Origin of the sequence: Priestia megaterium, from assembly GCF_041941685.1 — a bacterium.
GTDB classification, from domain to species: Bacteria; Bacillota; Bacilli; order Bacillales; family Bacillaceae_H; genus Priestia; species Priestia megaterium_C.
In genome coordinates, this window is record NZ_CP130964.1 from 37464 (window position 1) to 49428 (window position 11965).

An 11965-nucleotide genomic window follows, 5' to 3' on the forward strand; every position below is an offset into this window, starting at 1 on the left:
GAATTTGAATTAATTAAAGTCTTAATTGTTTTAAGACTGCTCTTTTTAGATTCTCTTTTTCTTCTGTTTTGAGTTCAATTATAGGGTAATTTCTCAGGTCTATTTTAACTTTGTTCAGTTCTTTATAAATCCAATTAGACTTATGCACCATACTTACCTCTTTTATATATTTTATAGTTTACTGTCACTAATTAATACGTAAGTACGAAAGTAAATCTATCAAGGCTGTAATAAATAAATCCACGTTCCTATAACATACATTATGGTGCGACAAGAAGTCGCTTTCTCACAGTGTAGCTAACGCTACTCATCTAGACGCGGAGATGATCTCCATCCGAAACGGCATTCTTGGTAACGAGTCTGTCGGTTGCATGAGGAAATGCGGAAACAGAGGACAAATGCATGGTCCAGAATACTGCTAGGAGAAGATAGGTATGGTAAACGAAAGTGAAGGTTTGTAAGCTTCGTAAGCGTTAGCTCAAGATAATGCATAGTTTTGCTTGGGTCTTGGCAAGAGGAAAAGTAGAATCATAATGCTACTCTGATGCGTCCCGCATCTTGCCCGGAGTAAAGAACCTACCTCCCCCTATCGCATCTGTGGAATGTGGAACTTGGTAAGCCCTATGTCATCTGCGCAAGCAGTAGGATGACTGCAAAGTCAAACGACGTGACAGAGGGTATGGGATATGAGAAAAAGCGAAAGCCGTCACCCTGAAAAGGGACAGGAAAGCAGGAACACTGTATAACTGGACGGATACTGTCCGTCTTCACAGACAATGGCAGGCTCGAAAGAGCGCCCACTTCTCATGGGTCTTCAACACGAAAATAAATTTGTGGCTATCTTCTAACGAAAAGGAGCGTGCTGTTATGAATACCTCTCCACGAGCGTCGGCGCACGTCTCGCATAAAGGTTGGTATTCTATTGATTGGAATACTATACAACACTATGTAACGAAGTTACGACAAAGAATTTATCGTGCCGAACAACAAAATCAACGAAGAAGAGTAAGGAAACTTCAACGTTTACTCCTCCGGAGTAAAGCCAATTTATTACTCTCCATTCGCAGAGTGACGCAACAAAATACCGGTAAGCGAACACCTGGTGTAGACGGCTATACGGCCTCACAACCAAACGAACGTATCAAACTGTATCAAGAACTATTAAGACGGAATGTTTTTCAGCATCGCCCAAAGCCAGCGAAACGAACGTTTATCACTAAGAAGAATGGGAAATTAAGACCTCTCGGTATCCCGACGATACGGGATCGGGTTTATCAAAATGTCGTAAAGAACGCACTAGAACCGCAATGGGAAGTCAGATTCGAAGCCAGTTCCTACGGTTTCCGCCCTAAAAGAAGCACTCATGATGCCATCAGCAATCTCTTTAACAAGCTCAATATGAATAGTAAGAAAAAGTGGGTGTTTGAAGGAGATTTCCAAGGGTGTTTCGACCATCTCAACCATAATTGGATAAGTAAACAAACGTCTATGTTTCCAGGAAACACGCTGATTGGAAGATGGCTCAGGATGGGATATATGGAGCAAGGTATGTTTCACAACACAATGGAAGGAAGTCCCCAAGGAAGTGTAGCTTCCCCCCTTCTAGCTAATATCGCGCTAGATGGAATGGAAAAAGAGATTGGTATTGTTTACCGAAAGACATACAAATCAGGCACGGGCTACAAGATTGATCCAAAGTGTAAGATGGGGCGTGTCGCTTACGCAGATGACTTCGTCATCGTAACGGAAACTAATGAGCAAGCTCAACTTATGTATCAAAAGTTGGCTCCTTATTTAAAAAAGCGTGGGATTAACTTGAGTGTTGATAAAACAAAAGTAACGCATATCGAGAATGGGTTTGATTTTCTCGGTTTCTCACTTCGTCAATACAAGACTGAGCAAGGAAATAAGTTATTGATCAAACCTAGCAAAGATAGCATCAAAAAAGCAAAAGGTAAGATAAAAGATACGTTCGCAGTGATGCGAGGACGACCAGTAAAAGAAATCATACGCGTCTTAAACCCTATTATTCGTGGTTACGGACAGTATTGGAAACATGTCGTATCAAAAAAGACGTTTGGGTATATGGACAATTACGTTTTCTTAAAAATAAGAAAACACCTTAGACAATTGCATCCAAAGAAGTCGTGGAAGTGGATTCGAGAGCGTTATTTTAAGAAACCCCACCACGGAGGAAATGATAGATGGATTCTCACATGTCCACTTACCAATATCCAGTTGTTAAAGATGTCTTGGATTAAAATAGAGCGTCATGTGATGGTAGCCTATAAAAACAGCCCAGATGATCCTAGTCTAAAAGAATATTGGGAAAAGCGAGACCGTAAGGTCTTTAATCATGAAAATACGCTAGACAGGATGAAACTCGCAAGAAAGCAAGGATATCGTTGTGCAATGTGTAAGTACACTCTACAAAATGGAGAAAAGGTTACGGTACGAAATCTAGAAGCTTCTACAGGTAAAGCCGTTAAATTGGTACATATACCTTGTATTAAATAAAAGAGTTGTTTGGATAAAAAGAAGGCTTGAGCCGTATGACGGGAAATCTGTCACGTACGGTTCTTAGGGGGCGGGCGCTCGTGAGAGTGCCCGCCTACCCGACGTAACTAGGATTGTATGATATACAATTAAAAAAAGAAGAATTTAGCTAAAAGTATTGTTAAAATTACTATTATTATGTAAAATTTTCTTATAAAACAGACTATGTGTTACTGGCGTAAACATGGAGGACCATGAGGAAGCACATAGATAACGGCCGTACGCCTGGGCAAAGTATTTGAACATGAGTTCAAATACTTTTTTTATTTAGAAAGGGGATTTTTAAGTGAAGGAAATTTGTTTACGATATGGGATGAATCCAAATCAGAGTAAAGCTAAAGTTCATAATACTGAGAACACGCCTATTAAAATCTTAAATGGAGAAGCGAGTTATATCAACTTTCTGGATGCATTAAACTCTTTTCAACTGGTCCGGGAGCTTCGACAGGCTACTAATCAGCCTTCAGCTGCATCTTTTAAACATGTAAGTCCAGCAGGTGCAGCTGTATATTCTCCATTAAATGAGACACTTGCTGAATCCTATTTTGTTGAAGGGGCAGACCTTTCTCCTTTAGCTATTGCTTATGCAAAAGCACGTGGAACAGATAGGATGTCTTCATTTGGTGATTGTGCTGCTTTTAGTGATGAAGTTGATTTAACTGCAGCTAATCTTCTCAAAACAGAGGTTTCTGATATGATTGTAGCACCAAGCTACACTCAAAAAGCATTAGAGATTTTGAAACAGAAAAAGAAAGGAAAATATCTAATTTTAGAGATTGACCCAAACTATGTGCCTGACCCAATTGAAAAAAGAACGGTATTTGGGATTACTCTAGAACAAGAGAGAAATGATGCACAGATTGGAAAAGAATTTTTTAATCATATTGTCACGACTCAACGTGATATTCCTGATGATGCAAAGAGAGACCTTCTTGTTGCTCTTATTACATTGAAATATACACAATCCAACTCTATTTGCTTCGCCTTAGATGGCCAAACGATTGGAATTGGTGCTGGACAACAGTCCCGTATTCATTGTACAAGGTTGGCAGCTGAAAAAGCTGATAAATGGTGGTTAAGACAACATCCAAGAGCCCTTAACATGAGGTTCAGAGAAGGCATTTCTCGTGTAGAAGTTAATAATGCAATTGATGGATGGTTGAATGATGATATTACTGAGGTAGAAAATGAACAATGGAAACGTTGTTTTGAAGAGGTTCCTGCTAGACTAAGTAAGGGTGAAAAACAAGAATGGATAAAACGATTAAAAGACGTTTCCTATGCATCCGATGCTTTTTTACCTTTCCGTGATAATATAGATCGTGCGGCTCAAAGTGGCGTTAAATATGTGGTTCAAACAGGTAATTCTTTACGAGACGATCAAGTTACACACGCAGCAAATGAATACGAAATGGCCATGGCTCATTCAGGTATTCGTGTGTTTCATCATTAAAGCTATAAATGGATTGTTGAAAATTCATTTAAATTAATTCATTATTTATCTCTAACTTAATAATAAAGGGGAATAAACTTCATGTTAAATGTACGTATAGCCACCGTAGAAGATGCTGATGCAATTGTTGCAATAAAGCAAGAAATTGTTATAACGAACGATTTTCTTCTTCGATTACCTGAAGAAGTACAAGAAACAGCAGAAGAATATCAAAAAAAGATACAAATGAGACAAGAAAATGGTGGTTTAACATTAATTGTAGAATTTAATAATCAAGTTGTTGGATTTCTTTCTTTTCACAGGCCTTCCTATATGCGTTTGCATCATACTGGATCGTTTGGCATTTGCGTGAAGCAAGAGTTCTCAAACAAGGGAGTTGGAACAACGTTACTCTCTTATTTAATAGAATGGTCAAAAGAACAAAAAGGGTTGGAAAAAATAAATTTAGATGTATTTTCAAACAATAAAAGAGCTATTCATTTGTATAAAAAGTTAGGGTTTAAAGAAGAAGGAAAGCAAATAAATCAAATTAAGCTTAAAGATGGCTCCTACGCTGATATTATTTTCATGGCATTATCTATATAAATTTTCGTCCTAGAAAAAGAGGTCAGTATTACTGATCTCTTTTTACATTCTATTTTTTATACCTTAGGAATTAGTAATGGGACAGAAAAATTTTATTTATTAAGAGTGAATAATAGAATGACGATGATTATGATTATGTTAAGTAAATGATAAAGTATTTCATAAAAATAAATTAGTTTCACTATTTACACTTAGTGACAACAAATTAATAGTTTACTTCTTATAATATACCAACATATTATATATTTACCTTTTAAGAAATTGTTATATTCACAGCTCTTTAAGAGAAATTCTATAATTACTTAAGATCAATGTACTTTTAATAAGCAGAATATTATCTAAAATGTATAGTTAATTTCTTTTATATCAAAAAGTAAATTGACAAACTCACTTATAAAAATTGTAGTTTTATCATTTACTCTACCTGACGACAAATTGGTTCTTTTTCTATTATATATGCAATAGTTAAAACTTATTTTAATAAAATGTTTTATTATTTACATATGGTACATAAAAACGTCTGTGAAAGTTATGCGCTAGATTAAAGACGATCGTATAGTGTTTTTATACTTAAACGAACATTAAAAAAAGTTCGCTAAGCAAGTTTTATTTTCGTTCAAAAAGGTATATGGAATAGACATAAAAAAATGAAAGTTTAAAAAGGTAATGCAACATGCTATAGGCATGCTACATTACCTTTTTAGTGTGTTGATTGTTCTTTTGGCTTTACCACTCTACATTTTATCAAGTTGAAATCATCTGTAATAATATATATAAACCTACTATTTATTGATAAAAAAACATAAAATATACGCCTTCCATATGCAGAGAAATGCTCTCTGAGGAAATTAAATGTTTTTTTACATATAACGGGATTATTCGATGCAAATTTCAGCACTTTAGAAATTTTTGATTTCCGGCTATTAGATTATCGTTTCCTCAGTTTTCCAATTAGTTAATTTCCAATAAAACTTTTCCTGTGCTTTGTCTACTTTCTACTAAACGATGTGCTTCTGGTACTTCCTCAATTGAAAAGCGCTTTCCTACCATTATGTCCAGACGCTCTTCTGCTAAATAATCCATTATTCGAGCAGCTGTTTCACGTAATAGTTCTGGACGGTTATTTCTCGTCGTACCGAGACTAAATCCGAGGACAGCTCGGCAACTGGCATGCAAATCTTTGGTTACAAATTGACCAATATCTCCACTTGCATTTCCGAAATTGACCAAACGTCCGTACATCGCTAAACAGTCTAGGCTCTTTTCTGCTACCTTACCAGAAATTGAGTCTAAAATAATATGAGCCCCTTGGTCATTTGTTAATTCATTTACCTTTTTGACGAAATCTTCTTTCTCATAACAAATGACATGATCTGCACCTGCTTCTAATGCTGTTGCAATTTTCTTCTCACTTCCTACCGTTCCAATAACACGACCTGCCCCTAAAATTTTTGCCAATTGGATTGCTGTTGTTCCAATTCCTCCTGCCGCAGCATGTATAAGAACCGTTTCACCCGGCTGCACCCTGCCTACATCAGCGAGAAGTTTATAAGCCGTAAAAGAAACTATTGGACTTGCTGCTGCTGTATGAAAATTAACGTTATCTGGAAGCACAAAGGTGAGGTTTTCATCTGCTACGATATATTCCGCATACGATCCAGTTTTCGGAAAAGCAATCACTCTTTGGCCTACTTTCAGGCTTTGTACGTTAGACCCTACAGCCTCAATTATTCCTGCAGCATCTAACCCAGGAATAATTGGAGGTTTCCCCGCCGCGTGGTATTTTCCTTGCCTTGTTTGAATATCAGCAAAATTGACACTTGTTGCTTCTACACGTATTAATACTTGGTCTGGATTGATTGAAGGAATGTCTATATTTATATATTTCAATACCTCAGGTCCACCAAATTCATTAATAACAACAGCTTTCATAAATAATTCCTCCTATAAATCTTTTCAAATCTTCCTTCTGTGAAGATGAAACCCTAACGTCATTTATAGAAAATCACATTATTATCAATAGCATGGCGCCCCATACGCACGCTATTTCCTTTATGTCCTTTATCTTGATATCCAAAAGAAATTCCGACTAATAACTTCATTAAGTGATTTCTATTATGCTTCGAATTTTTTCTCCAATGGAGGTTTAGCTGATTTGTTAAGGCGTAAATTTCCTGATAAAAATAATCCAGTAAACACAAAAAGAGAAGCAATAATATCATATATCGTAATCTCTTCTCCTAATAAGGTAAAGGCTAAGAGATAACCTGCAATGGGGGTTAAAAATAACCAAATATTTGCTTTAACGGCATCTTGTTTAAGGAGATAAAACCAAAGAATCATCGCCAAGATGGAGACTCCTAAGACAGACCAAACGAGATATATCATTAAATTCATATCAAATATAATGGGTTTATCTAACTCTAAAATCATGGAAGGTATGATTAAAATAATCCCACCAAATAAAACTTGCCAGGCATTAATAACTAAACTAGGTAGCTGTAACTTTTGCTTTTGAAAGTATACACTTCCAATGGCCATAGATACCATTGCAATTATTAGCAAGATAATTCCACTTAATGTAGACTGGCCATTTTTGAATAGAGGGTATGTGGCGATTATTAGTCCGATTGCTGAAACAATCATTCCTAACCACTCTTTCCTTTGAATAAAACGATTCATGAAGATCGAGGAGAAAAGTGCAACAAGAAAAGGATTAAGAACGACAGCCAAATTAAAAAAGCCAGAAGACACGGTTTGTAGGGCCAAAAACCCACAACCTAAATACAGTGAAGTATTCAATAACCCTAATAAGATTAAAGGCTTCCACTCTCCTTTTTTAGGGATGGGGTATTTTCCTTTTTGAAATAGATATATATATAGTAATAATAAAATTCCTGCTAAAAGGAAACGTACAGTTCCCATTATTAATGGAGGAGCTGATAAAAGTCCAAATTTAACAGCAACTGCTCCAGATGCCCACAGAATAGTAAATAAAATTCCTAATAACATATACTTATACTTCCTTTTTAGTTAGAATATTTCTCATAATCTTGAGAGGGGATGAAGATAAGACACATTTAGAAGTACACATAATTTTGATTTATATTATTTAATTTTATAATTAAATTCTTTGGAGATATTCTACGTATTAATTATGTTACTAAGATATCTAATTTGCCTTACTGGTATATAACTACTTTATACATACTAAACCTCATTTTCATCCCTCTATTAAAAGCTAAGGTTGAGTGAAATATTTAAGAATAATGGCTCTGATGCAAAGATTTATTGAAAAACCTGTAAATCATTAACAGACCATTCTTTTGTATAATGATTAGAAAATTTCAGATAGGTTTATTTCTAGAGAAAGTCTCCGTTTTTAATCACTTGAATTGCTTCGACTTAACAACTTTGTCCTTTAACTTAAATATATGATCTACTTAATTGTGAAAAAGGATTTGTTGCATTAGTATGAAATTTTATGAGTTCTTCATTTTACATGCTATATGTAGGTACCAAACATATGATTAATAGATAAACTTCGTCTTTCATTGATTCCATCAACATCGCCAAAGCTAAAGCTTTTTCATTAAGTAAATAATGTTATTTTAATAATAATTTCATTCAACTTCTTGCATCAGAACCCTTAAGTAATGTTAACATGTTTTCTAACTATACAATAAATACATATAATATATGATTTTGATACTTTTTTTGTATCATTTATACCCCTATACTTTAAGCTTTTGATAGAACAGTGCACTTATATATAAATAAGATTGCTCAGTGATATAATATGTTTACATAAGATATTTTCATGTAAAGAATAGGTGGTAATAGAGATAATGGATATCCGTCAACTGAAGTATTTTGTTGCTATTGTAGAAGAAAATAACATTACAAAAGCAGCAAAACGTTTAAATATAGCTCAACCCCCTCTAAGTTATCAACTTAAACTATTGGAACAAACTTTAGGTATCGATTTATTTAAACGTTATGGAAAGAAGTTAGAACTGACTTTAGCTGGTAAAACTCTATACAAACGTGCAGTTTATTTAATAAATCAATTGAATGAAACAGTTGATGAAATTCAAGATATTAAAAATGGGATACGGGGAGAAATCTCCGTTGGCGTGGGTCATCTTGACCTATATAGGTTACCTGACAAAATTAATAATTTTCGCAAACGATACCCTGAAGTTACGTTTAAAATTCTAGACAGGGACACTAATAATCTTGTTCGCTTATTAGAATCAAGAAAAATTGAAATGGCTATTCTAAACTTGCCTATTCTTATCGACTCGTCAACAGTAGAAATGCTTCGTTTGGGTGACATCAAATATTCATTGTTTGTACCAAAGTCTTGGGATGTAGAGGAGTCTAAACATACCATTACGTATAAGGAAATTGAGCAATTGCCTCTTGTATTATCTAGACGAGAAGATGGAGTTGGAGGAACATATGAGGCAATCATAGAAGAATCTAAAAAACATGGCGTGAAGCTAAATATCATATGTGAATGTAACAATCCTCATTCAGCATTTACATTCGTAGAAGCTGGTATTAGTGCAACAATTATGCCAAATTACATTTTTAACCGTTTTTCTAAACACAATATACGACCATTAGAGATTGTTGGTTCATCCTTAAGCATGGAGTCTGTAGTATTGTGGTCAAAAGATCGATACATGTCAAAAATAGCAAAAGAATTTATTCAAGAATTTGTATCTGACCAATAAATTTAATTCTCTTGTGTTACCTAAGTTTCTTCTATATCTAGAAAATAGGAAAAGCTTAGATAACACAATGTATTCTATAGGAATGGAGCTCAAAAAGGCTCATTTGTTGCTAGTGAAATCAAAATAAAAAAGAACAACAGAATTACTCTGCTGTTCTCAAACTCTACTTAAATATAAATATAAATTAAAAGAAATACCTTAATAGTGGTAATCAAATAAATTTCTTCTCCGCCTCGAAGATATTCACCAAGCGTTGTTTACCTTGTTCAGCTGTAGAAACCATTTCATCAAACAACTCTTGAACTGTAGGGATATCTTTAATAAGCCCAGCAACCTGTCCAGCCCAACCGAAACCTTCTTGTTCGTTACCCTCATAGATGTACCTGCAATTGGCTTCTCCACTTACAACATTTTTTAAATCTTCGTAAGTTGCTCCATGTTGTTCACGTTCAATAATGTCTCTAGTATATTCTGATCTTAAGACACGACCTGGTGTACCCAATGTTTTTTTTATAATAACTGTATCTGTCTCTTTTGCATTAACTAATGCTTTTTTATATACATTATTTGCATGGACACACTCTTGAGTAGCAATAAATCTTGTTCCCATTTCTACCCCTTCTGCTCCGAGGGCAAAAGCTGCTAATAAGCCTCTCCCATCTCCAATACCACCACTAGCTAGTACAGGAATTGACACAGATTCAACTACACGAGGGATAAGGACCATTGTGCCAATATCATCGCGGCCTAGGTGGCCGCCTCCTTCTTGTCCTACTGCCATTATAGCATCAGCACCAAGCTCCTCAGCTTTTTGAGCTTGTCTAACCCCTGAAACGAGCACAAGAGTTTTAATATTCTCTCCTTTTATTCGTTCAAAAACAGGTTGAGGATTGCCTCCCGTTATAGAAATAGTCGGTACTTTCTCCTCGATAGCCACTTCAAGCAAGTCCTTATAATTTCCATCATGTCGTGCAATGGCAAAATTCACACCAAAGGGCTTATCAGTGAGCTTACGTACTTTACGAATTTCTTCTCGAAGTTTCTCTGGGGTACCCAGAGTTGCCGCAGTGATTTGTCCGAGTCCACCAGCGTTAGAGACAGCTGAGGCTAATTCTGCATAAGCTAAATAGGCTAATCCTCCTTGAATAATCGGATATTGAATTCCAAAGATTTCAGTTATTCTTGTTTTCATAAGTTTACTTCTCCTTTGTTAAATGGTAGCTTGTTTTAATCATTTCATATATTTCTTTTTCTGGTACAGTACCGTCTAAAATGATAGAATTCCAATGTTCCTTATTAAGATGATAAGCCGGAACTACAGAATCATAACTTTGACGTAAATGACGATTTATCTCTGGTTCACCCTTTAAATTTATCCAAATGTGATCAGCTCTCTCAAAAATCCATGCAAAAACCTTCTGATTTTCCTTATGTCTAATAGTGGTCCAGTTCTTATCTCGAAACGGTTGGTCTTCAAATACATTTCTATATTTCATGCAGTAATTAATAGCTTCCTGCCTACTTTTCATGATTTTTCCTCCTTTCTCTAGGTAAGAAAAACATAGTTTGTAAGGTCTAATCTTAAGAAGTTGTCTAAATCATTTGTTATTGATATCAATAATTTCCAAGGTGCTGCTGCCGAAATTCTGCAGGTGTACAACCTGTTTCACGTTTGAAAAATTTGCTAAAGTGGGTGGCTTCCTTAAAGTTAAGCTTTTCCGCAATGTCGCTAATAGAATAATCAGTATGCATCAGCAGACGTTTTGCTTCAAGATTAATCCGGGCCGAGATAAAAGCTTTAGCACTTGTTCCAACTGCTGCCTTAGTTGCTCGAGTCAGAGTTTTTTCCGTGCAGTTTAGACGAATAGCGTATTCACTGACATGGCTAAACTTATCAAAGTATTTCTCAACGAGTTTCTGGAAGTTTGTAAAACGCAGCGATGTTTGAGAATGTATTGTGTCATGCATCTGTTTGTGTTTATGAAGAATACTGAGCCAAGTCACAAATGCATAAAGTTGGTAACGTAATAACATATGAACATCTTCTTCTGCCCCTTCAATCAACGAGTCTTCAATCATTCGTTCGATAGAAGTGATCCCACGACGCAACTCATTATTATTTAAATTTAGAATGTTTGGTAGCCTTCCAAAATCAAAAGCTAGTAATGTTGATGTGTTAGGTATAAGAAACTCCGAACGAAACAAAATAATCCAACCATCCCAATTCTCATCGTGTCCGAAATTATGAACTTGACCCGGGGATATGGCAAGTAAGGTTCCTGTGCTACAGGAAATCGGCTCAAAATCGACCCATTGTATACAATCACCTTGAGTAACACATATAAGCATGTAGAATTCATATCTATAAGTTACACTCATCCTTTCTTTCGGTGTCCGTTGTTTAAGATCAGAGACTCGAAAAATTTCCAAATCGTATGGATAAGGTAATACAGGTTGATATTTGAGACGTTCTATATTTATTTTCTGCTTTGATATGCGAACCACTACATAAATCTCCTTCGCTCAAAAATGCAAAATGTCCAGAAAGTATCATTTATTTTCTCGTTTTTGCCTTTATTATTTGTATTAAATGACCTAAAATGATCATATCACTTTCAACACATTAAGA

9 protein-coding genes and 1 riboswitch are annotated in these 11965 nt (G+C 35.4%); of the genes, 4 read left to right on the forward strand and 5 right to left on the reverse strand.

What is annotated here, in order from left to right:
• Positions 1 to 867: 867 nt before the first annotated feature.
• The 3 genes from ltrA to Q5794_RS30280 all read left to right on the forward strand — a co-directional run bounded on the left by ltrA (position 868) and on the right by Q5794_RS30280 (position 4594).
• Positions 868 to 2517: a group II intron reverse transcriptase/maturase gene (ltrA, locus tag Q5794_RS30270; protein ID WP_374989511.1), complete on the forward strand. Its 1650-nt coding sequence runs from the start codon at positions 868 to 870 to the stop codon at positions 2515 to 2517.
• Between the two features lie 198 nt (positions 2518 to 2715).
• Positions 2716 to 2794: riboswitch (ZMP/ZTP riboswitch) on the forward strand.
• A gap of 48 nt (positions 2795 to 2842) precedes the next feature.
• On the forward strand, positions 2843 to 4009 hold the full coding sequence (locus Q5794_RS30275; RefSeq protein ID WP_374989512.1) for a phosphoribosylaminoimidazolecarboxamide formyltransferase: 1167 nt from the start codon (positions 2843 to 2845) through the stop codon (positions 4007 to 4009).
• Positions 4010 to 4090: 81 nt separating this feature from the next.
• Positions 4091 to 4594: a GNAT family N-acetyltransferase gene (locus tag Q5794_RS30280; protein ID WP_098548424.1), complete on the forward strand. Its 504-nt coding sequence runs from the start codon at positions 4091 to 4093 to the stop codon at positions 4592 to 4594.
• Between the two features lie 951 nt (positions 4595 to 5545).
• Here Q5794_RS30280 and Q5794_RS30285 read toward each other — a convergent pair.
• Together Q5794_RS30285 and Q5794_RS30290 are read right to left on the reverse strand one after the other, a co-directional pair.
• The gene (locus Q5794_RS30285) at positions 5546 to 6526 is read right to left on the reverse strand and encodes a zinc-binding alcohol dehydrogenase family protein (protein ID WP_374989513.1); all 981 of its coding nucleotides are present in this window, start codon (positions 6524 to 6526) and stop codon (positions 5546 to 5548) included.
• 183 nt (positions 6527 to 6709) lie between these two features.
• Positions 6710 to 7606 carry an EamA family transporter gene (locus Q5794_RS30290; protein WP_214989171.1) on the reverse strand — a complete coding sequence of 299 codons (897 nt, stop codon included), beginning with the start codon at positions 7604 to 7606 and terminating at the stop codon, positions 6710 to 6712.
• Between the two features lie 836 nt (positions 7607 to 8442).
• Between Q5794_RS30290 and Q5794_RS30295 the strand changes: the two genes are divergently transcribed.
• Positions 8443 to 9336: a LysR family transcriptional regulator gene (locus Q5794_RS30295; RefSeq protein ID WP_214989172.1), complete on the forward strand. Its 894-nt coding sequence runs from the start codon at positions 8443 to 8445 to the stop codon at positions 9334 to 9336.
• 211 nt (positions 9337 to 9547) lie between these two features.
• Here the strand turns inward: Q5794_RS30295 and Q5794_RS30300 are convergent, their stop codons facing one another.
• From Q5794_RS30300 to Q5794_RS30310, 3 genes are all read right to left on the reverse strand, one after another.
• Positions 9548 to 10528, reverse strand: a complete 981-nt coding sequence (locus Q5794_RS30300) for a nitronate monooxygenase (RefSeq protein ID WP_214989173.1) — start codon at positions 10526 to 10528, stop codon at positions 9548 to 9550.
• A gap of 4 nt (positions 10529 to 10532) precedes the next feature.
• The gene (locus Q5794_RS30305) at positions 10533 to 10865 is read right to left on the reverse strand and encodes an MmcQ/YjbR family DNA-binding protein (RefSeq protein ID WP_116078304.1); all 333 of its coding nucleotides are present in this window, start codon (positions 10863 to 10865) and stop codon (positions 10533 to 10535) included.
• An 85-nt stretch (positions 10866 to 10950) separates the two neighbouring features.
• Positions 10951 to 11841: a helix-turn-helix transcriptional regulator gene (locus Q5794_RS30310; protein ID WP_214989174.1), complete on the reverse strand. Its 891-nt coding sequence runs from the start codon at positions 11839 to 11841 to the stop codon at positions 10951 to 10953.
• Positions 11842 to 11965: the final 124 nt, after the last annotated feature.

Excerpts from the sequence above, each read along its gene's own strand:
- ltrA (WP_374989511.1), top strand. The coding sequence starts at position 868 with ATGAATACCTCTCCACGAGCGTCGGCGCACGTCTCGCATAAAGGTTGG.
- Q5794_RS30280 (WP_098548424.1), top strand. The coding sequence starts at position 4,091 with ATGTTAAATGTACGTATAGCCACCGTAGAAGATGCTGATGCAATTGTT.
- Q5794_RS30285 (WP_374989513.1), bottom strand. The coding sequence starts at position 6,526 with ATGAAAGCTGTTGTTATTAATGAATTTGGTGGACCTGAGGTATTGAAA.
- Q5794_RS30290 (WP_214989171.1), bottom strand. The coding sequence starts at position 7,606 with ATGTTATTAGGAATTTTATTTACTATTCTGTGGGCATCTGGAGCAGTT.
- Q5794_RS30295 (WP_214989172.1), top strand. The coding sequence starts at position 8,443 with ATGGATATCCGTCAACTGAAGTATTTTGTTGCTATTGTAGAAGAAAAT.
- Q5794_RS30300 (WP_214989173.1), bottom strand. The coding sequence starts at position 10,528 with ATGAAAACAAGAATAACTGAAATCTTTGGAATTCAATATCCGATTATT.
- Q5794_RS30305 (WP_116078304.1), bottom strand. The coding sequence starts at position 10,865 with ATGAAAAGTAGGCAGGAAGCTATTAATTACTGCATGAAATATAGAAAT.